Raw genomic sequence first — 19,931 nt, 5'->3', positions numbered from 1 at the left:
CAGTATCGAAGGAGTGTCCATGTCCCTTTCCCGCCGGCCCCGCGCCGCCCTGCTCGCCGTCGTCCTGTCCGCCGCCCTCGGGGGCCTGGCGTACGTCCCGGCCGCCACGTATGCAACGCCGGCCGTCGGTGCGGACATCGTCATCCCGTACGAGGAGTTCACCCTGCCCAACGGCCTGCGGGTGATCGTGCATACGGACCGCAAGGCGCCGATCGTGGCGGTCAACATCTGGTACCACGTGGGCAGCAAGAACGAGACCCCGGGCCGCACCGGCTTCGCGCACCTGTTCGAGCACCTGATGTTCCAGGGCAGCGAGAACCACGACGGCGAATTCTTCACTCCGTTCGAGCTGGTCGGCGCCACCGACCAGAACGGCACCACCAACCAGGACCGCACCAACTACTTCCAGAACGTGCCGACCACCGCGCTGGACATGGCGCTGTGGATGGAGTCCGACCGCATGGGCCACCTGCTCGGCGCGATCGACCAGAAGGCGCTGGACGAGCAGCGCGGCGTGGTGCAGAACGAGAAGCGCCAGGGCGAGAACCAGCCCTACGGCCGCCGCATCAGCGCGCGCATGTTCGAGGCGCTGTACCCGGCCGGGCATCCGTACAGCTGGCAGACCATCGGCTCCATGGCCGACCTCGATGCCGCCACGCTCGATGACGTGAAGACCTGGTTCCGCAGCTGGTACGGCCCCAACAACGCCGTGCTGGTGCTGGCCGGCGACATCGACGTTGCTACGGCGAAGGAGAAGGTGACGCGCTACTTCGGCGACATCCCGGCCAGCGCCACGCTGGCGGACATGAAGACCAACATTCCCAAGCATCCCCGCGACACCAGGGAGGTCATCCCCGACCGCGTGCCGCAGGTGCGCGTCTACCGGGGCTGGCCGGTCGCCGAGATGGGGACCCGGGACGCCACCCTGCTGGACCTGTTCGCCCAGGTGCTGGGCGGCAGCGCCGCGTCGCGCTTCGACACGCGCCTGGTCCACGGCGACAAGATCGCCGACCAGGCCAGCGCCTACCAGTGGAGCAGCGAGATCAGCGGCACCTTCTTCCTCATGTCCACGGTGAAGGAAGGCGTCGACCCGGCCAAGGTCGAGGCGGCGCTGGACGAAGAGCTCAAGCGCCTGATCGCGCAGGGTCCGACGGCCGAGGAACTGGAGCGCGCGCGTGTCTCCGGCGTGGCCGCCTTCGTCCGGGGCATCGAGCGCATCGGCGGTTTCGGCGGCAAGTCCGACGTGCTGGCCTCGTGCGCCGTGTATCAGAACAAGCCCGACTGCTACCGGGACGAACTGGCCGTCTACGCCAGCGCCACGCCGGCCGAGGTGCAGGCCGCCGCGAAGAAGTGGCTGAGCGGCGCCTCGCACACCATCCTGGTGCAGCCCAGCGAGACACCGGCCTCGGCGCTGCCGGAGACCGTGTTCGCGGCACCCGCCACCACGCCGGCGGCCACGCCGACGGTGGACCCGAAGTTCAAGACGGTGAAGACCGACGTCGACCGCCGCCTGGGCGTGCCGAAGACCACCACCTTCCCCGACCTGAAGTTCCCGGCCGTGCAGCGCGCCACGCTGTCCAACGGCATGCAGGTCACGCTGGCCGAGCGCCACGAAACGCCGGTGGTGCAGATCAACGTGGAATTCCCGGGCGGTTACGCGGCCGACGTCGGCAAGAAGCTGGGCACCGCCAGCTTCGCGCTGCAGATGATGGACGAGGGGGCCGGCGAGTACGGCGCGCTCGACTTCGCCGCGCGCAAGGAAGCGCTGGGCGCCGAACTGACCACCGGCGCCGGCCTGGATTCGGCGTCGGTCGGGCTGTCGGCGCTGACCGACAAGCTGGCGCCCTCGCTGGACCTGCTGGCCGACGTGCTGCGCCGTCCGACCTTCGCGCCGGCGGAAATCGAGCGCGTGCGCGCCACCTGGATCGCCGGCATCAAGCAGGAGAAGGCGCGTCCGCAGACCGCCGCGCTGCGCACGCTGCCGCCGCTGCTGTACGGCGCCGGTCATCCCTACGCGATTCCGTTCACCGGCTCGGGCACGGAGGCCTCCATTGCCTCGCTGACGCGCGAGGATCTGGTCGGGTTCCACCGCGACTGGCTGCAGCCGTCGCAGGCGCGCATCACCGTGGTCGGCGACACCACGCTGGCCGAGATCGTGCCGCTGCTCGAAGCCCGTCTGGGCGACTGGACGTCGGCGCCCAACGCGCCCACGCTGGCCGCCGTGCCGACGGTGGCCAACCCCGCCAAGCCGCGCGTGTTCCTGATCGACCAGCCGGGCGCCATCCAGTCCAACGTGTATGCCGCGCAGCTGGTGCCGCCGACCGGCGATGCCGGCACCATCGATTTCGACTTCGCCAATGGTGTGCTGGGCGGGCAGTTCAGCTCGCGCCTCAACATGAACCTGCGCGAGAACAAGCACTGGGCTTACGGCTCCTACAGCGGCGCCCGCAATGCGCTCGGCCAGCGTCCGTGGTGGGCCAGCGCCGCGGTGCAGAGCGACCGTACGGCCGATTCGATGAAGGAGCTGCAGAAGGAAATCAGCGAGTTCGCCAAGGGCCAGGCCCCGGCGCGGCCGGACGAGATCGCCAAGATCCGCGCCGCCAACACGCTGGAACTGCCCGGCGCGTACGAGACGGCCTCGGCGGTGCTGGGCCAGATCGCCTCCAACCAGCGCTACGGCCGGCCGGACGACTACATCCTGCAGTACAAGGCCCGCAACGAGGCCATCGGCGCCGCCGATGTCGCCAAGGCCGCCGCCACCCTGTCCCCGTCCTCGCTGACGTGGGTGGTGGTCGGCGACCTGTCCAAGGTGGGCGACTCGGTCCGCGCGCTGCAACTGGGCGAGGCGGTCGAGCTGGATGCCGACGGCAACATCAAGAAGAAGTAAGCCCGTGGCTTGCGCCGCTCCCCGTGGCCGAGGGGCGGCGCATGGCCCGGATCGATTCATCCGGCATCGGCCAGAATGGCCGCGACTCACACCAAGGTGATCCCGATGCGTTTCGTCCTGCTGGCTGCGGCTTCCACCGTCTTGTTGTCCGCCTGCACCTGGGTGCACCTGGCGCCCAACGCCAAGGCCGTGCGAGTGGTGGCGCCCGGCGCCGCCCCCGCCGGTTGCGAGAAGCGCGGCGAGGTGTCGGTCTCCGTCAAGGACAGCGTGGCGTTCTACGAGCGCAATGAACTGCGGGTGCGCGATGAGCTGGAAACGCTGGCCCGCAACGAGGCGCCCGGGTTGCAGGCCGACACGCTGCAGGCGCTCGGCGATCCGGCCAATGGCGAACAGCGGTTCGCGGCCTATCGCTGCGGCAGGTAAAAATGTGACGATAATCACATTTGAAGTCGGGTCTGGCCGATGCCGCCCTCCCGTAAAGATGCGGTGAAGGCGGGAAGCCGTTACCCTTGTCGGCCCCCTCGCCTGAGCCTTGGCGCTAACCTCGATGCTCTTCAAGAATGTCTCCATCGCGGGACTGGCGCACATCGATGCGCCGCACACGCTGACGTCCGCCGAAATCAACGCCCGGCTGCAGCCCACGCTCGACCGCCTGGGCATCAAGACCGACGTGCTGAACGACGTGGCCGGCGTGCACGCCCGCCGCCTGTGGGACGACGACACTCAGGCCTCCGACGCCGCCACGATGGCGGCGAAGAAGGCGCTGGCCGACGCCGGCATCGGCGCCGACAAGGTCGGCCTGGTGGTCAACACGTCCGTCAGCCGCGATTACCTGGAACCGTCCACCGCCAGCATCGTCTGCGGCAACCTGGGCGTGGGCGACCACTGCCAGACCTTCGACGTGGCCAACGCCTGCCTCGCCTTCATCAACGGCATGGACATCGCCGCCCGCATGCTGGAGCGCGACGAGATCGACTACGCGCTGGTCGTCGATGGCGAGACCGCCAACCTGGTATACGAGAAGACCATCGAGCGCCTCAACGCGCCCGACGTCACCGAGCAGCAGTTCCGCGACGAACTGGCCGCCCTGACCCTGGGCTGCGGTGCCGTGGCGATGGTGCTGACGCGCCGTGCGCTGGCTCCGGAAGCCCCGCGCTACAAGGGTGGCGTGACCCGCTCGGCCACCGAGTGGAACAAGCTCTGCCGCGGCAACCTGGACCGCATGGTCACCGACACCCGCATGCTGCTGATCGAGGGCATGAAGCTGGCCACCAAGACCTTCGCCGCCGCGAAGGTCGCGCTGGGCTGGGCGGTGGACGAACTGGACCAGTTCGTCATCCACCAGGTCAGCCGTCCGCACACGCAGGCGTTCGTGAAGTCCTTCGGCATCGACCCCAAGAAGGTCATGACCATCTTCACCGAACACGGCAACATCGGCCCGGCCAGCGTGCCTATCGTGCTGAGCAAGCTCAAGGAACTGGGCAAGCTGAAGAAGGGCGACCGCATCGCCCTGCTCGGCATCGGCTCGGGCCTGAACTGCACGATGGCCGAGGTGGAGTGGTAACGACAGGCGAATCAGCCGTTACTTAAAATCCACCATCACCGCCTAAGTAACGGTAGCGATCCTCAAGAAGCTCGCCTTCCATTTAAGTAACGAAAATAATAGTATTCGTTACTTAGATGGATGGTGGGATGTATGGAGCGGCAAACCGGAAATTACATTCTCAGCAGTCTGAACGGGCAAGCTTACAAAGCATTCGTTCCTGCACCGCTGCCTCCCCTGCCTCCGCTGCAGCTGGATCACGCTCTGGTCGTGCTGCGGGACCGTGCGCTCGTGGCATTGGGCGAGTTAAAGGGCATCACGCGTATTCTTCCTGATGCAAGGTTGTTCCTTTATCAGTACGTGCGAAAGGAAGCCCTGTTATCGTCACAGATCGAAGGCACTCAATCTTCCTTGTCCGATCTGCTGCTTTTCGAGCTGGACGAGGCTCCCGGCGTCCCCTTGGACGATGTACGCGAAGTGTCCAACTACATGGACGCGCTGGAGCACGGTCTGTCGCGTCTTCGCGGAGAATTTCCACTCTCGCTGCGATTACTGCGGGAGATGCATGAACATCTGCTGCGAAGGGGGAGGGGCAGCTCGAAAGCGCCGGGTGAATTCAGGAAGACGCCGGTCTGGATCGGAGGCCCGAGTCCGGACCGCGCACAGTTCGTGCCGCCGCCGGCAGATGCCCTTCTCGAATGCCTGGATGCCTTAGAGCGATTCCTGCACGCCACCGAAGATGGCATTTCACCTCTCGCACGGGCTGGCTTGGCGCATGTGCAGTTCGAGACCATCCACCCATTCCTCGACGGCAATGGAAGGCTGGGGCGTCTTCTGATCGTCCTGATGCTATGTGATGCTGGACTGCTGGATGAGCCGTCGCTCTACCTTAGCCTGTACTTCAAGTCGCGGCGTGACGAGTACTACCAGCGTCTGGATGCTGTACGCACGCAAGGCGACTGGGAGGGATGGCTGCGCTTCTTCTTCGATGGTGTCGCTGCGACTTCGGGTCAAGCGGTGGACACCGCGCAGCGACTGTTGCGTCTGTTTCAGGACGATCGCGAACGTCTGCGGGCAACCGGCAGGATCGCGGGTACGGTGTTGCAGCTGCATGAAGCGTTCACTCGCAATCCCCTACGTACCATTCCCAGGCTGGTCGATGAGTCGGGCCTTTCCAAGCCGGCAATATCGCGCGGCCTTGATGTCATGCGGAAGCTCGGCATCATTCGTGAGATCACGGGGAAGCAGCGCTACATGATCTTTGCCTATCAACCTTATCTCGACATCCTGAGTGAAGGTGCACAGCCCCTCTGACATGACGTGGTGACCCATCCCATGAACCTTCCCGGCTACCCCTCCCATCCCAAACGTTTCGAGGTCCGTCCGGGCCTGTCGATGAACTACCTCGACGAAGGTCCGCGCGATGGCGAGGTGGTGGTGATGCTGCACGGCAATCCGTCGTGGAGCTATTACTGGCGCACGCTGGTGGCGGGGCTGTCGGACAAGTACCGATGCATCGTGCCCGACCATATCGGCATGGGCCTGTCCGACAAGCCGGACGACAGCCGCTACGAGTACACCCTGCAGTCGCGCGTGGACGACGTCGCCGCGCTGCTGAAGCACCTGGGCATCACCGGCCCCGTGACACTGGCCGTGCACGACTGGGGCGGCATGATCGGCTTCGGCTGGGCGCTCTCGCACGCCGCGCAGGTGAAGCGCCTGGCGGTCACCAATACCGCCGCGTTCCCGATGCCGGCCGCGAAGAAGATGCCGTGGCGGATCGCACTGGGTCGCGACTGGGCGGCGGGCGAATGGATCGTCCGCGGTTTCAATGCGTTTTCCGCCGGCGCGTCGTGGATCGGCGTGAAGCGGCGCATGCCGGCCGACGTTCGCCGCGCCTACGTGGCGCCGTACGACACCTGGGCCAACCGCATCGCCACCATCCGCTTCATGCAGGACATTCCGCTCGGCCCGCAGGACAAGGCATGGCCATTGCTGGACGCCGCCGGCAAGGCGCTGCCGTCGTTCGCGGACCGGCCGGCATTCCTCGGCTGGGGCCTGCAGGACTTCGTGTTCGACAGGCACTTCCTGGACGGTTTCCGCGCCGCGTTGCCGAACGCGGAAGTGCATGCGTACGAAGACGCGGGCCACTACGTGCTGGAAGACAAGCACGAGATCCTGGTGCCGCTGATCCGCGATTTCCTGGATCGCCATCCGCTGGATTGAATCCTTGCCGAGGGCGCGTAGCCGGGGAAGGCCGAAGGCCGCACCCGGGGAACCAGGCGCCACCGCATCGCATCCCGGGTTCGCTGCGCTTACCCGGCTACCCAGTCTTCCTAGACCGCCTGCCGTCGAATCGATCCGTCGTCCCCAAAATGATGAGGGACCGATTCGCTGCTGTCGTAGAGCCGAGCTTGCTCGGCTGCTCCTTGCTGACGCGGGGAAGGCAAGGAGCAAGCTCCGCTCTACGATGGCCGGTCAGAACTCCGGCAACGGGTTCTTCTCCGCCTCCACCACACCCACCCAGTCCGCGTCCACCAGCAACGGCAGGCCATGCGCCAGCCGCGCCTTGTCGCACTGTGTGCTGCGCTCGCCGAACTCCAGCGACGCCGGCACCAGCGCGCAGACCGAGGGCCGCCGGTCGTGGATGGTGCAGCGGCTGTAGCGGCCGATGTCGGCGTCCAGCGCCACGCAACGCGGATCCTTCTGGGACGTGCCGCGCATCACGCGCTCGTGCACGCGCAGCGGCTCGGTCAGCTCGATCGGCACCACGCCGCCCTGGTCGGGGTCCGCCTCGCTCCAGTGGAAGCTGACGCGGAAGTGGGCGCAGCAGGCGCCGCAGGTCAGGCAGGGGTGCATCGGCGTGGGCGGGCGTCAGGACGCGGGCGGGACGCGCATTCTGCCAACGCCGCGGGCTGACGCAAGTACCGCCCAGCGGCGACAATGCCCGCATGACCGATCCGTGCAACATCGCCGCCAGCCTTCCGCGACTGGCCCGCGAGCAGCCCGACCGTGTGGCCATGCGCTGCCCCGATGGCGCCGGCCGCTACACCCGCGCGCTCACCTACGCGCAGCTCGATGCCCGCAGCGACGCCATCGCCGCCGGCCTGGGCGCCTACGGCATCGGCCGCGGCAGCCGCGCCGTCGTGATGGTGCGGCCCACGCCGGAGTTCTTCCTGCTGATGTTCGCGCTGTTCAAGGCCGGCGCCGTGCCGGTGCTGGTGGACCCCGGCATCGACCGCCGCGCGCTGAAGCAGTGCCTGGACGAAGCCGAGCCCGAGGCCTTCATCGGCATCCCGCTGGCCCACGTCGCGCGCTGCGTGCTGGGCTGGGCGAAGTCGGCGAAAAAGATCGTCACCGTCGGCACGCGCTGGGGCTGGGGCGGTACCACGCTGGCGAAGATCGAGGCGCGCGGTAGCGGCGCGGGCCAGCAGCTCGCGGACACCTCGCCCGACGATGTCGCCGCCATCCTGTTCACCAGCGGCTCCACCGGCGTGCCGAAGGGCGTGGTCTACCGCCACCGCCATTTCGTCGCCCAGATCGACCTGCTGCGCAACGCGTTCGGCCTGCAGCCCGGCGGTGTCGACCTGCCGACGTTCCCGCCGTTCGCGCTTTTCGATCCCGCGCTGGGGCTGACCTCGGTGATCCCCGACATGGATCCCACCCGACCCGCCAGCGCCGATCCGCGGAAGCTGCACGCCGCCATCGCGCGTTTCGGCGTCACCCAGCTGTTCGGTTCGCCCGCGCTGATGAAGGTGCTCGCCGACCACGGCGCGCCGCTGCCCACCGTGCAACGCGTGACCTCGGCCGGTGCGCCGGTGCCGCCGGACACGGTGGCGAAGATCCGCACGCTGCTGCCCGTCGGCGCGCAGTTCTGGACGCCGTACGGCGCCACCGAATGCCTGCCCGTCGCCGTCATCGAAGGTCGCGAACTGGAAGCCACGCGCGCGGCGACCGAAGCCGGCGCCGGCACCTGCGTCGGCCGCCCCGTGCCGCCGAACGAAGTCCGCATCATCCGCATCACCGATGACGCCATCGCCGACTGGACCGGGGCCGAGGTGTTGCCCGAGGGCGGGATCGGCGAGATCACCGTCGCCGGTCCCGCCGCCACCGACACCTACTTCCGCCGCGAGACGGCCACGCGCCTTGCCAAGATCCGCGAAGCGCTGCCCGACGGCGGCGAGCGCATCGTGCATCGCATGGGCGACGTTGGCTGGTTCGACGGCGACGGCCGGCTGTGGTTCTGCGGGCGCAAGACGCAGCGCGTGAAAACCGCCGCCGGTCCGCTCTACACCGAGCAGGTCGAACCCGTGTTCAACACGCATCCGCAGGTCCGCCGCACCGCGCTGGTCGGCGTCGGCGATGCGGGCCGGCAGCGGCCGGTGCTGTGCTACGAGCTGATGCCCGGCGCCAGCGTCGACCGGGCGCAGATGGAAACCGAGCTGCGCGCCATCGCCGCGCGCCATCCGCATACCTCGCGCATCACCACCTACCTGCCGCATCGGGGTTTCCCGGTCGACATCCGCCACAACGCCAAGATCGGCCGCGAGACGCTGGCCGCATGGGCCGCCGGCCAGTTCGCGCGCGAGTCGCAACGATGACCGGTACGGTCAGCCTCTTCCTCTCGCGCACCGGCGGGCCGCCGTTCCTGGGATCGGTGGGCTATGTCAACGACGCTGTCCGGCCGCTGCTGGAAGCACGCGGGATGCAGGTGGACAGCTTCCAGCCGCCGCTGGCCGGCGGCGGGACCGAAGAAGCCATGCTGCCGTTCGCCCTGGCGGCGGAATACGCACGCCACGCGGGGCGACCCCGCGCCGACGTCGCGCTGTACGACGGCGCCGGCACGCTGGTGCTGCCGCCGGACCGGACGCACGCCGGGCGCAACGTGGTGCTTTACCACGGCCTGGTGTACGGCACAGGCAACTGGCTGACCAATCCCGACGTTGACCTGCATCTGGGTAATTCGCCCTATCAGGCGGCCGTGCTGCGTGCCCTGTTCGCCACACCCGACTGGACCCGGCGCCGCCTGCTGAATCCGGGCGGTTTCAGCGTCACGCGCGACGTGCGCCTGCCGGTACCGTGTGTGGAAGCGCCCGACGGCCATCCCGGTTTCGCACGGGGGAACGACCTGCCGCCCGGTGTGCTGGCATTGGCGGACAAGGCGGTGCTGGGCCATGCCCTGCAGCACGACAAACAGGATCTCGTCGCGACCGTCGCCATCCTGTACTGGCTCAACCTGCGGGCGAGAGAGGCGGGCACCCCGCACGTGATGCTGCTGATCTCCGATGCGTCGCTCAGCCACGAGCGCTACGCCGCCCTCGACGGCCTGCTCGCCGGAACCGGCTTCCGCTGCGCGGATTTCCTCGTGCCGCTGCCGCACCTCACCCAGCGCGCGGTCGTGCAGGTCATGCGCGCCTGCCGCTTCGCGCTTGCGTACAACCGTTTCCCCGAGCCGTTCGGTTTCTACCCGCTGGAATCGGTCTACCAGGGCTGTCCGGTCTATACGAATGGCGTTGGCAACAATCGTCACCTGCTGCCCGCGGACCACGGCATCCAGGTCCTGGAAACCGCCGGCATGGCGCCCGTGCCCGGACGGGGGCCGGACCTGCGCGCCTATCGCGCGGTGGCCGAGCGGATCGCGCAGGACCTGGCGGCACCCGGAGAAACGCACCGTGCCTGCGCCAGGGGGCGTGACAGGATCGCAGCGACCTGGTCGATGGAGAATTTCGGCGACGATCTCGCGCAGGCGCTGACGTCGCTCGACGAAGCCGCCCCGGCGGTGCCCGCTTTCGACGCGCTTGAGGTGGCGACCAGCCCGCTGGTGCGCAGTCTCGACCTCGACACCGGCGTGTGTTTCAACGATTACGCCACCACGGTGCTGGAGGCTGCCGAATGCGCGCTTCTCCGCGACCTGCTCGGCCGTCCCGCGCACGCGCTGTCGGGCGAGGAGATGGCGCGAATCGAGCGCCAGCATCGCTTCTTCGCGCGCGGCCTGCTGACGCTGCGCCCGCCCACTCCGTCATCGCATTCCTGAGGAACCCGCATCATGAAGATTCTCGTCACCGGCGGCGGCGGTTTCCTGGGACAGGCGCTGTGCCGCGGCCTGGTCCAACGTGGGCACGAGGTCATCAGCCTCAATCGCGGTTATTACCCGGCGTTGCGCGAACTCGGCGTAGGGCAGGTGCAGGGCGATCTCGCCGATGCGCATGCGGTGCGGCACGCCGCCGATGGCGTCGATGCGATCTTCCACAACGCGGCCAAGGCCGGCGCCTGGGGCAGCTACAGGAGCTACCACGACGCCAACGTGGTCGGCACGCAGAACGTGCTGGATGCCTGCCGCGCGCACGGCATCGCCCGCCTGGTCTATACCTCGACGCCCAGCGTGACGCATCGCGCCACGCATCCGGTCGAAGGCGGCAGCGCGGACGACGTGCCGTACGGGGAAGGCTTCAAGGCGCCGTACGCCACCACCAAGACGATCGCGGAGAAGGCGGTATTGGCCGCCAACGACGCCACACTGGCGACGGTCGCACTGCGCCCGCGGCTGATCTGGGGGCCGGGCGACCACCAGATCCTGCCGCGGCTGGTGTCGCGGGCGCGCGCCGGCCGGTTGCGCGTGGTCGGCAGTGGCGAGAACCACGTCGACACCACCTATATCGACAATGCGGCGCAGGCGCACTTCGATGCGTTCGATCATCTTGCGCCGGGTGCCGCCTGCGCGGGCAAGGCCTATTTCATTTCCAACGGCGAGCCATGGCCGATGCGCAAACTGCTCGACGCGTTGCTGGAAACGGCCGGCGCGCCGCGCGTGGACAAGCAGTTGTCGTTCAAGGCTGCGTACCGCATCGGCGCGGTCTGCGAAACGTTGTGGACCGTGCTGCCGCTGAAGGGCGAGCCGCCGATGACGCGCTTCCTGGCCGAACAGCTCAGCACCGCGCACTGGTACGACATGGCGCCGGCGCGGCGCGACTTCGGCTACGTGCCGCGGGTGTCGATGGAGGAAGGGTTCGAGCGATTGCGCGCGTGGCTGCGCGATCATCCCGTGTGATGCGGGCCCTCCACGGCGCCGATGCCTTCACGCCCGGATCACGACGCTGAAGCCTGTCCATATCGCCGCGGACGACGCTCACGCGATGACGACTCCCCCCGTTTCAGCATGCGCACGCCACTACCGGCTGCACCACTGGCCAATGCCAAAGGGAGTTTCCATGCTGCGCTACGCCATCATCTTCTTCGTCATCGCGCTCATCGCTGCCGTGCTGGGTTTCAGCGGCATCGCCGGCGCCGCCACCAACATCGCGTGGGTGCTGTTCGTCGTCTTCGTGATCCTGGCGATCATCTCGCTGCTGCGCGGCAAGCGCGTCTGACGCGTCACCGTTTCCCTCCGCCGGGACGGCAGGACGCCGTCGAGCCCGCCCCGAGCCCGCACGATGCGGGCAGAAGGGCGGGCGGGGCGTACAGGCCCTAGAATGGCGGCATGGACCTGTCCCCGTTCGATGCCCTGAAACCCCTCGCCAGTCGCGCACTGGAAGCTGCACTCAACCAGGCGCTGTCACTCGACCCCGATACGTCCGCCGCGTTGCTGCCGCTCGAAGGCCGCCGCATCCAGCTGCAGGTCGAGGCACCCCCGCTGGCGATGGACATCACCGTCGGCGGCGGCCGCCTGCAGGTCGGGCCCGCCAGTGAGGTCCTTGAAGTCGACCTCGCCGTGCGCAGCACGCTTGGTGGCCTGCTCGGCCAGCTTCCCTTCTTGCGTCGCGACCACGCCACGCCCGTGGGCAAGGTCAAGGTCTCCGGCGATGCCGATCTGGCGCGTCGCCTGCAGACGCTCGCGAGCCGCTTCGATCCGGACTGGTCGCTGCCGTTCACGCGCGTGTTCGGTGACGTGATCGGTGTGCAGGTCGCCAATGCGGTCCGCGCCGGCCTGCAGCAGGTCCGGGTCGCCGCGGGCAACCTGGCCGAAAGCGCCGCCGACTACATCACCGAGGAATCGCGCGACGTGGTGGGACGCGAAGAACTGAATGCCTTCCATGACGATGTCGATGCGATCCGCGACGACGTCGAGCGCATGGCCGTACGTGTCGGCCGCCTGGCGGCCCGCGTGGAGCATCGCGCATGAAGTCCGTGTTGCGCGCCAGCCGCATCGGCCGGGTACTGCTGCGCTATCGCCTCGACGACCTGCTCGACGGCACGCTGGTCGAACGCTGGTTGAAGCTCGGTCGTCCGTTCGTGCCACGCGCCTCGGCCGAGATCGCCGCCCAGCCGCGCGGCGCGCGTCTGCGGCTGGCGCTGCAGGAGCTGGGTCCGATCTTCGTCAAGTTCGGCCAGATCCTGTCCACACGTCGCGATCTGATCCCGCCCGACATCGCGGAAGAACTCACCCTGCTGCAGGACCGGGTCGCGCCGTTCGATGGCGATCGTGCGCGGGCGCTGGTCGAGGAGGAACTCGGCCGTCCGATTCACGAGGCGTTCGAGCACTTCGACACCACCCCGCTCGCATCCGCGTCCATCGCCCAGGTGCATGCGGCCACGCTGCCCGGCGGGCGCGAGGTGGTGGTCAAGGTGCTGCGCCCCGACATCCGCCAGCAGATCGCCGGCGACATCGCGCTGCTCGAAAGCGTCGCCGCCATCGTCGAGCGCGCCCATCCCAACGCCGACAAGATCCGCCCGCGCGAGATCGTCGCCGAGATCGAGAACACCCTGGCCGCCGAGCTCGACCTGCAGCGCGAGGCGGGCAATGCCAGCGTGCTGCGGCGCAACTGGGCCGAGTCGCCCGACCTCTATGTGCCCGAGGTGATCTGGTCGCACACCGCCGAGCGCGCGATGACGATGGAGCGCGTGCGCGGCATCCCGTCCGACGACATCGCCGCCCTCGACGCCGCCGGCATCGATCGCCGCGCGCTGGCCGCCAAGGGCGTGCGCGTGTTCTACCAGCAGGTGTTCCGCGACAACTTCTTCCACGCCGACGCCCACGCCGGCAACATCTGGGTCGATCCGGAACGGAAGACCGATCCTCGCTTCATCGCGCTGGATTTCGGCATCATGGGCCAGCTCTCGCGCGACGACCAGTACTGGCTCGCCGAGAACTTCATGGCGATCTTCAACCGCGACTACCGCCGCATCGCCGAGCTGCACGTGCAGGCCGGCTGGATGCCGGCGCACATCCGCATCGACGAGCTGGAAGCCGCCGCGCGCGCCGTCTGCGAGCCGTACTTCACCCGCCCGCTCAGCGAGATCTCGCTGGCCGAGGTGCTGGCCAAGCTGTTCCGCACCGCGCAGCGCTACGAACTGACCCTGCAGCCGCAGCTGATCCTGCTGCAGAAGACCCTGCTCAACATCGAGGGCGTGGGGCGCCAGCTGGATCCGCAGATCGACATCTGGGCCGTCGCCAAGCCGGTGCTGGAGCGCATCCTGCTGGAGCGCTACAGCCCGCAGCGGGCCGCGCAGGAATTCCGCAAGCGCCTGCCGGAGATCATGACCCACGCGCCGGACATGCCGCGGCTGGTGCACGCCTGGTTGAGCCAGCAGGTGGACGGCCGGCACGAGCTGTCGCTGCGCTCGAAGGATCTCACCGACCTCGCGCATACGATGAAGGGCATGCAGCGGCGCGTGGTCGCCGCCATTCTCGGCGTGGGCCTGCTGATCGTGGCCGCCGTGTTGTACGCGCTGGAAGCGGGCGGGCCGCGCCTGTTCGATGTTCCCGCGGCGGCATGGATCGCGGGCATCGGCGGGTTGTGGGCGCTGCTGGCGGCGTGGCCGAGGCGGTGAGGCAGGAGTGAGTTGGGAGGAGTGAGGTGGCGGCACTTGCTTTCACTCACTCCTGACTCCTCTCCCCTCAGGTCTCGCTCCATTGACGTGGCGGCAACGATTCCTTCGCATGCCTTGCGCACGACGCACGCTACGGTGGGTACTCATTCGTACGGAGTTCCCCCATGAGCCACCTGACCGGAAAACGCGTCGCCATCCTCGCCACCGACGGCTTCGAGCAGTCCGAACTGACCGAGCCGATGCGCGCCTTGAAGGAACATCAGGCCCAGGTCGACGTCGTCTCGCTGGAAAGCGGGCACATCCAGGGTTTCAAGCATTTCGACAAGGGCGACGAGGTCAAGGTGGACCACGTACTGTCCGAGGTCAGCGCACAGGACTATGACGCGCTGGTCATTCCCGGCGGCCTGTTCAATCCGGACGCGCTGCGCGTGGACGACAAGGCGCTCGCCTTCACTCGCGGCTTCTTCGATGCCGGCAAGCCGGTCGGCGCGATCTGCCACGGCCCCTGGGTGCTGGCCAATGCCGACGTGCTGAAGGGACGTACCGTCACCTCGGTGCCGAACATCCGCAAGGACCTGGAGAACGCCGGCGCGACCTGGAAGGACGACGAAGTGATCGTCGACAAGGGCCTGGTCACCAGCCGTACGCCCGATGACCTGCCCGCCTTCTGCGCGAAGCTGGTGGAAGAGATCGCGGAAGGAACGCACGACGGCCAGCGCCGTTCGGCCTGACCAGCGCACGACCCGCGTTGTCGCTGGGTGCGGCAACGCGGTCTTTCAGCCGTCCCCTGAGCGTAATCGACACTGCGGCAGCGGAAGGGGGCCATACACCCTGAACGTGCCCGCAAAACCGCCCTGTTCGACCACATACACGGCGCGTGCCTCGGTATCGACATGGAGCGTATGACGGTAACCGTCGGCCACCATGCCCGTATCGGAAAGCGGTGTGCCCAAGGTGTGCTGCAGTGCCTCCGGGGGGGATGCGATGATCGGCCATGCCTGCTGCACGCCGTAGGGGCCGACGAAGGGTCGTAGACGCTCCGCCACGCAGGCGGTGACCGGATCCACGACGGTCGACGGTGCGCCGCTGTCGATCGTCAGGATCACGGGCGGCGGAACCGGCTCGCCGGACACGGCCACGGCCAGCATCGCCGACAGCAGGTTGCCAGGCAGGAGGTTCTCCTTTTCTGTTGCCCGGGCACATCTTGCCTCACTTCCGGGCGCGGGAGCGTCGCCACACCGTCCGTGCGTCCTCACCGTTCAAGCGCCGCCTGCGCGACAATGGCGGCCCGCCTGCCTGGAGCCGCTCATGCGTCGTTGGCGTTGGATACTGTCGATCCTGCTGGGCGTCGGGTGCATGCCCGTGCATGCGACCGATCTGCTGTCCGTCATGAGCTTCAACATCCGCCTGCCCGCCGAGAGCGATGGCGTGGATTACTGGGAAACGCGCAAGCCGCTGGCGGTAAAGATGCTGCGCGAGCAGGCGCCCGACGTGATCGGCCTGCAGGAACTGGTGAAGGCCCAGGCCGAGTACCTGGCGCGTGAAATGCCGCAGTACGCGTGGTTCGGTCGCGGGCGCGAGGCCGATGGCGGCGGCGAACACATGGGCGTGTTCTACCGCAAGGACCGTCTGAAGGTGGTCGATGCCGGCGACTTCTGGTTGTCCGACACACCTGACGTGCCGGGCAGCATCAGCTGGAATCATCCGCACCCGCGCCTGGTGACATGGGCCCTGTTCGAGCGGCGCGGCGACGGCAAGCGCTTCTATCTGCTCAACACCCACCTGCCATATCGTGACCAGGACGAAGCCGCGCGCGTGAAGGGCGCGAAGGCCATCGCCGCGTATCTGGCCACGTTGCCCGACGATGCGCCGGTGGTGCTGACCGGCGACTTCAACACCACGCCCGACAGCGAGGTGCATGCCGTGCTCGCCCGCGCGCTGCAGGATGCATGGACGGCCGCGCCCCGCGTCGAAGGCAGCGAGGCCACGTTCCATGGGTTCACCGGCAAGGCCGGCCGCCGCATCGACTGGATCATGGTCAAAGGCGTGCAGCCGGAATCGATCACCTCGGTGACCACGCGCTGGAACGGCCGCTATCCGTCCGACCACTTCCCGCTGGTGGCGACGCTGCGGCTCCCGTAGCGGCGGAACCGGGAGATCGCACCCGGAGCTCTCGACGCGAAGGCGACGGGCCCGCCATGCCTTCCTTCGCCCCGCGGGGCGGGGAGCAGATGCCCGAAGGGCTGATGAGGGAGGGGCGCGCGTGACAGCGAAGCGCGCGACAGGCTGCGATGGACATCGCTTCAGGTATGACGGCGAATACGGGTAAATCACGGCTCCACCCGTCCCTCACCCGCCTCCGGTACCCGCTGCCCGTTGCACGGAGCGAGTGGGTGACGCTCGGCGCATCATGATGACCCCGTCGTCGCGGGAGGTCTTCGTGGGAGCGACGTCAGTCGCGATGAGTGATCGCTACCGCTTCATCGCGACTGACGTCGCTCCCACGGCGGCAAAGGCGCCTCCGGCAGCATGCGGAGAACATCGGCGCACGCGGTACATGCCGCACAAACGGCAACGGCCCCTTGCGGGGCCGTTGTCGATGCGGTGGATCATCGTGCTGACGCTTCGTCAGCGCTCCGCTCGCTCGCGGTGCTTTTCCGCCATGAACCACATCGCGCCACCCCAGACCAGGCCGCCGATGGGGAAGCCGATCAGCGCGGCGGTCGCCAGCGGTACGAACTCCCTGTCGGTGAACACCATCATCAACCCGCACCACAGTACCGCGGTGGTGAGGCCCCAGCCGAGCATGCCGCGGTAGACGATGAAGCGCAGCGGCCCCTGGTCGCGGATCTTCTGCCAGCGGGCGAGGGCCGCGTCCCGCTTCGCATCGCTCATGGCGTCGATCCCGGGGCGGCGGCAGGCGCACTCGCCGCCTTCTTCGCGAAATCCCCCGCCACGAACACGCTCAGCGCCTCCGGCTTCAGGTGCTTGCGGATCGCCGCATTGACCTGCTCGCGCGTCAGCGCGGCGTATTTCGCATCCAGGTCGGCGGTGAACTGCATGGTGCGGCCGAAGTAGAGCTGGTCGGTCAGCATGCCGGCGACCGTACCGTCCTCGGCGCGGGCCTGCTGGCGCTCGGTCAGCGTGCCGGCCACGGCGTCCTTCAGTTCCTCGTCGGTGACGCCGTCCTTCACCAGCTTCTCCAGCTCCTCGCGGACCAGCGCTTCCACTTTCGCCATGTTCTCCGGGGCGGCAATGGCCTGCACGGTGAAGCTGCCGGCATCGTCCTGGCCGCTGCGGCTGTCGTCGGCGCGGATGCCGCTGGAGACGCCGTAGCTGAGGCCTTCCTGCTGGCGGATGCGATCGCCCAGGCGCGACTTCAACGCGCCGCCGCCGAAGATGCGGTTGGCGACGATCATCGCGGGGTAGTCCGGATCGGTCACCCGCAGCGGCAGGTTCTGCCGCGCCAGCAGCACCGCATTGGGCTTGTCCGGCGTCTCGAAGCGCTCGCGCTTGGCGGCCACATCGGTGTGGCGGGTATCGATGGAGGCGTACGGCGTGACCGCGTTCCAGCCTGCGAACAGCTGCTCCAGTTGCGTCCGCACGGCGACCGGGTCGAAATCGCCGACGATGGCGATCTCGCCTTCCGACGTGCCATAGAGATCGCGGTGGAACGCGCGCACGTCGTCCAGCGTCAGCGCCTTCATCATCGCGATGGATTCGTCCAGCGTGCGGTTGCGCAGCGGATGGCCGGCCGGCCACGGATCGAAGTACTGCGCCAGCGCCCGGCCGGCGATCGCGCCCGGCTCCTGGCGCGAGGCCTCCATGCCGGTCAGCGCCTGCACCCGCAGCTGCTCGAACTCGTCCTGGGGGAACGCCGGGTTGCGCAGCACGTCCGCGGCCAGCGCCAGCGCGTCGGCCAAATGCTCGCGCCGCGTCTGCAGGCCGATCGATGCGCCCTGCAGGCTGCCGCCGATGTTGCCCTGCGTCTTCAGCTGCTCCAGCCGCTGGTCGATCTGCGCGCGGGTCATCGTCTTGCTGCCGCGCATCAGCATGGCGCCGGTGATGCCGGCGGCGCCTTCGCGGCCTTTCAGTGCGGCCTCGTCGGCGAAGCGGAAGTTGGCGTCGACGATCACCGTGCCGCCGCGCGTCTTCTTCGGCAGCAGCGATACGCGCAGCGCCTTGCCCAGGGTGAAGGTCTGCGTGCGCGATTCGATGTTCCGCGGCGAGGGATCGAACTGCTCGCCCGCGCTGACCGCGGCCCGGCCGGTATAGCCGTCCACGAGCGTGGCGACGGCGGGCGCGGCCGGGATCTCCACGCGCTCCGGCGTTTCGCTGGGGATGAAGCGGCCCAGCGTGCGGTTGCTGGCCTTCAGGTAGGTCGCGGCGACGCGGTTGACGTCGGCGGCGGTGACCTTCTCGATGGCGTCGCGCGTGGTGAACAGCAGGCGCCAGTCGCCGGCGGACTGGAACTCCGACAGGCCCATGCCGACCGCGTTGACGTCGGTGAAATACAGTTCGTAGGCGTTGCCGATGCGCTGCTTGGCCTCGTCCACTTCCGCCTGCGTCACCGGCTGCGCGGCGATCCGCTCCAGCTGCTTCAGCAACTCGGCCTCGGTCTTCTGGGCATCGCCGTCGTTGGGGATGACCGCGACGGCGGTCAGCAGGCCGGGATCGCGCATGGATTCGCTGTTCGCCCCGCTGCCGGCCGCCAGCTTGCCCTCCACCAGCGCCTTGTGCAGGCGACCGCCGGGCGTGTGGCCCAGCACGTTGGCCAGCACGCTCAACGGCGCGTTGTCGGCATGCGCCACCGCAGGCACGTGGTAGGCGGCGGCGACCAGCCGCAGGTTGCCCACGCGGCGGACGTTGACTTCGCGCTCGCCGTCCTGCGCGGGCTCCACGGTGTACGAGCGCGGCAACACGCGCGTGGGCTTCTTCAGCGGGCCGAAGTGGCGTGCGACGCGTGCCAGCACGTCGGCGGTGTCGATGCGGCCGGCGACGATCAGCGTCGCATTGTCGGGCTGGTACCACTGGCGGTAGAACGCCTGCAGCCGGTCGATCGGCACGCCTTCCACGTCGCTGCGCGCGCCGATGGTGGTGTTGCCGTAGTTGTGCCACAGGAAGGCGGTGGAGCGGATGCGCTGGAACAGCACGCCACCGGGATTGTTCTCGCCGGCTTCCAGCTCGTTGCGGACCACGGTCATCTCGCTGTCCAGGTCCTTCTTCGCCACGTTGGAATGGACCATGCGGTCCGCTTCCATCTTCAGTACCCACTCCAGCGTGTCGGTGTTGGCCGGGAACGACGCATAGTAGTTGGTGCGGTCCAGCCCGGTGGTGGCGTTGAAGTCGATGCCGCGCTTCTTCATTTCGCCGCTGATGTCGGACTGCGTGGGCGTGCCCTTGAACAGGAGGTGCTCCAGCAGGTGCGCCATGCCCGTCTCGCCGTAGTTCTCGTGCACCGAGCCGACGTTGTAGACCAGGTTGACGGTCACGGTGGGCTTGGTGGCATCGGGAAACAGCAGCACGCGCAGGCCGTTGGCCAGGGTGTACTCGCTGATGCCCTCGATGCTGGGACCGGCAGCGACGCCCTTCGGCAGCGCGGTCTGCGCCTGCAGTGCGACGGGGTGGCCCAGCGCCAGCGTGATCGCCAGGCCGAGTGCGACAATGAAACGGGGTGACTTCATCCAGAATCCTCCATCACGGCCGCGGGCGTCCATCGCCGGCGGCGTGGCA

17 protein-coding genes are annotated in these 19,931 nt (G+C 68.2%); 13 read left to right on the top strand and 4 right to left on the bottom strand.

The genetic code is table 11. The features are described from left to right. The first annotated feature begins 19 nt into the window (after positions 1–19). From VGN58_RS16760 to VGN58_RS16740, 5 genes are all read left to right on the top strand, one after another. Positions 20–2,887, top strand: coding sequence for a pitrilysin family protein (locus VGN58_RS16760; protein ID WP_327484306.1), 2,868 nt, complete (start codon positions 20–22; stop codon positions 2,885–2,887). Positions 2,888–2,992: 105 nt separating this feature from the next. Next, positions 2,993–3,310: a DUF4156 domain-containing protein gene (locus tag VGN58_RS16755; RefSeq protein ID WP_327484305.1), complete on the top strand. Its 318-nt coding sequence runs from the start codon at positions 2,993–2,995 to the stop codon at positions 3,308–3,310. 124 nt (positions 3,311–3,434) lie between these two features. Further along, on the top strand, positions 3,435–4,451 hold the full coding sequence (locus VGN58_RS16750) for a 3-oxoacyl-ACP synthase III (protein ID WP_296281297.1): 1,017 nt from the start codon (positions 3,435–3,437) through the stop codon (positions 4,449–4,451). A 132-nt stretch (positions 4,452–4,583) separates the two neighbouring features. Beyond that, a complete protein-coding gene (locus VGN58_RS16745) occupies positions 4,584–5,744 on the top strand; it encodes a Fic family protein (protein ID WP_327484304.1) in 1,161 nt (386 codons plus the stop codon). Positions 5,745–5,765: 21 nt separating this feature from the next. Then, positions 5,766–6,656: an alpha/beta fold hydrolase gene (locus VGN58_RS16740; protein ID WP_327484303.1), complete on the top strand. Its 891-nt coding sequence runs from the start codon at positions 5,766–5,768 to the stop codon at positions 6,654–6,656. 252 nt (positions 6,657–6,908) lie between these two features. Here the strand turns inward: VGN58_RS16740 and VGN58_RS16735 are convergent, their stop codons facing one another. After that, positions 6,909–7,289: a YkgJ family cysteine cluster protein gene (locus VGN58_RS16735; RefSeq protein ID WP_327484302.1), complete on the bottom strand. Its 381-nt coding sequence runs from the start codon at positions 7,287–7,289 to the stop codon at positions 6,909–6,911. A gap of 92 nt (positions 7,290–7,381) precedes the next feature. Here VGN58_RS16735 and oleC point away from each other — a divergent pair, with 92 nt between their 5' ends. From oleC to VGN58_RS16700, 7 genes are all read left to right on the top strand, one after another. After that, complete coding sequence (gene oleC, locus VGN58_RS16730) at positions 7,382–9,031, top strand: olefin beta-lactone synthetase (RefSeq protein ID WP_327484301.1); 1,650 nt, start codon at positions 7,382–7,384, stop codon at positions 9,029–9,031. Then, entirely contained in the window at positions 9,028–10,464 is a 1,437-nt protein-coding gene (locus VGN58_RS16725; protein ID WP_327484300.1) for a hypothetical protein, read from the top strand. Before oleC ends, VGN58_RS16725 begins: the two co-directional genes overlap by 4 nt. Positions 10,465–10,476: 12 nt before the next feature. Next, positions 10,477–11,478: a 2-alkyl-3-oxoalkanoate reductase gene (gene oleD, locus VGN58_RS16720; RefSeq protein ID WP_327484299.1), complete on the top strand. Its 1,002-nt coding sequence runs from the start codon at positions 10,477–10,479 to the stop codon at positions 11,476–11,478. A gap of 160 nt (positions 11,479–11,638) precedes the next feature. Further along, complete coding sequence (locus VGN58_RS16715; RefSeq protein WP_082563134.1) at positions 11,639–11,797, top strand: DUF1328 domain-containing protein; 159 nt, start codon at positions 11,639–11,641, stop codon at positions 11,795–11,797. 110 nt (positions 11,798–11,907) lie between these two features. Continuing rightward, positions 11,908–12,549 carry a ubiquinone biosynthesis accessory factor UbiJ gene (locus VGN58_RS16710; protein ID WP_327484298.1) on the top strand — a complete coding sequence of 214 codons (642 nt, stop codon included), beginning with the start codon at positions 11,908–11,910 and terminating at the stop codon, positions 12,547–12,549. Then, positions 12,546–14,198, top strand: a complete 1,653-nt coding sequence (ubiB, locus tag VGN58_RS16705; RefSeq protein WP_327484297.1) for a ubiquinone biosynthesis regulatory protein kinase UbiB — start codon at positions 12,546–12,548, stop codon at positions 14,196–14,198. The genes VGN58_RS16710 and ubiB overlap by 4 nt, the downstream gene beginning before the upstream one ends. Positions 14,199–14,362: 164 nt before the next feature. Further along, complete coding sequence (locus tag VGN58_RS16700) at positions 14,363–14,929, top strand: type 1 glutamine amidotransferase domain-containing protein (RefSeq protein ID WP_327484296.1); 567 nt, start codon at positions 14,363–14,365, stop codon at positions 14,927–14,929. 45 nt (positions 14,930–14,974) lie between these two features. Here VGN58_RS16700 and VGN58_RS16695 read toward each other — a convergent pair whose 3' ends face one another. Further along, complete coding sequence (locus VGN58_RS16695; RefSeq protein ID WP_327484295.1) at positions 14,975–15,346, bottom strand: hypothetical protein; 372 nt, start codon at positions 15,344–15,346, stop codon at positions 14,975–14,977. A 160-nt stretch (positions 15,347–15,506) separates the two neighbouring features. Between VGN58_RS16695 and VGN58_RS16690 the strand changes: the two genes are divergently transcribed. After that, the gene (locus tag VGN58_RS16690; RefSeq protein WP_327484294.1) at positions 15,507–16,340 is read left to right on the top strand and encodes an endonuclease/exonuclease/phosphatase family protein; all 834 of its coding nucleotides are present in this window, start codon (positions 15,507–15,509) and stop codon (positions 16,338–16,340) included. Positions 16,341–16,826: 486 nt separating this feature from the next. On the opposite strand, the gene VGN58_RS16685 is transcribed toward VGN58_RS16690, so the two are convergent. Both VGN58_RS16685 and VGN58_RS16680 read right to left on the bottom strand, forming a co-directional pair. Continuing rightward, positions 16,827–17,093, bottom strand: a complete 267-nt coding sequence (locus VGN58_RS16685) for a hypothetical protein (RefSeq protein ID WP_327484293.1) — start codon at positions 17,091–17,093, stop codon at positions 16,827–16,829. After that, the gene (locus VGN58_RS16680) at positions 17,090–19,882 is read right to left on the bottom strand and encodes a pitrilysin family protein (protein WP_327484292.1); all 2,793 of its coding nucleotides are present in this window, start codon (positions 19,880–19,882) and stop codon (positions 17,090–17,092) included. Before VGN58_RS16680 ends, VGN58_RS16685 begins: the two co-directional genes overlap by 4 nt. Between the last annotated feature and the right edge of the window lie 49 nt (positions 19,883–19,931).

Source organism: Pseudoxanthomonas sp. (genome assembly GCF_035999195.1).
Lineage (GTDB): Bacteria > Pseudomonadota > Gammaproteobacteria > Xanthomonadales > Xanthomonadaceae > Pseudoxanthomonas_A.
The sequence above is the reverse complement of the archived record's forward strand: the minus strand, read 5'-3'. Positions and strand labels throughout refer to the sequence as shown.

Excerpts from the sequence above, each read along its gene's own strand:
- VGN58_RS16760 (WP_327484306.1), top strand. The coding sequence starts at position 20 with ATGTCCCTTTCCCGCCGGCCCCGCGCCGCCCTGCTCGCCGTCGTCCTG.
- VGN58_RS16755 (WP_327484305.1), top strand. The coding sequence starts at position 2,993 with ATGCGTTTCGTCCTGCTGGCTGCGGCTTCCACCGTCTTGTTGTCCGCC.
- VGN58_RS16750 (WP_296281297.1), top strand. The coding sequence starts at position 3,435 with ATGCTCTTCAAGAATGTCTCCATCGCGGGACTGGCGCACATCGATGCG.
- VGN58_RS16745 (WP_327484304.1), top strand. The coding sequence starts at position 4,584 with ATGGAGCGGCAAACCGGAAATTACATTCTCAGCAGTCTGAACGGGCAA.
- VGN58_RS16740 (WP_327484303.1), top strand. The coding sequence starts at position 5,766 with ATGAACCTTCCCGGCTACCCCTCCCATCCCAAACGTTTCGAGGTCCGT.
- VGN58_RS16735 (WP_327484302.1), bottom strand. The coding sequence starts at position 7,289 with ATGCACCCCTGCCTGACCTGCGGCGCCTGCTGCGCCCACTTCCGCGTC.
- oleC (WP_327484301.1), top strand. The coding sequence starts at position 7,382 with ATGACCGATCCGTGCAACATCGCCGCCAGCCTTCCGCGACTGGCCCGC.
- VGN58_RS16725 (WP_327484300.1), top strand. The coding sequence starts at position 9,028 with ATGACCGGTACGGTCAGCCTCTTCCTCTCGCGCACCGGCGGGCCGCCG.
- oleD (WP_327484299.1), top strand. The coding sequence starts at position 10,477 with ATGAAGATTCTCGTCACCGGCGGCGGCGGTTTCCTGGGACAGGCGCTG.
- VGN58_RS16715 (WP_082563134.1), top strand. The coding sequence starts at position 11,639 with ATGCTGCGCTACGCCATCATCTTCTTCGTCATCGCGCTCATCGCTGCC.
- VGN58_RS16710 (WP_327484298.1), top strand. The coding sequence starts at position 11,908 with ATGGACCTGTCCCCGTTCGATGCCCTGAAACCCCTCGCCAGTCGCGCA.
- ubiB (WP_327484297.1), top strand. The coding sequence starts at position 12,546 with ATGAAGTCCGTGTTGCGCGCCAGCCGCATCGGCCGGGTACTGCTGCGC.
- VGN58_RS16700 (WP_327484296.1), top strand. The coding sequence starts at position 14,363 with ATGAGCCACCTGACCGGAAAACGCGTCGCCATCCTCGCCACCGACGGC.
- VGN58_RS16695 (WP_327484295.1), bottom strand. The coding sequence starts at position 15,346 with ATGCTGGCCGTGGCCGTGTCCGGCGAGCCGGTTCCGCCGCCCGTGATC.
- VGN58_RS16690 (WP_327484294.1), top strand. The coding sequence starts at position 15,507 with ATGCGTCGTTGGCGTTGGATACTGTCGATCCTGCTGGGCGTCGGGTGC.
- VGN58_RS16685 (WP_327484293.1), bottom strand. The coding sequence starts at position 17,093 with ATGAGCGATGCGAAGCGGGACGCGGCCCTCGCCCGCTGGCAGAAGATC.
- VGN58_RS16680 (WP_327484292.1), bottom strand. The coding sequence starts at position 19,882 with ATGAAGTCACCCCGTTTCATTGTCGCACTCGGCCTGGCGATCACGCTG.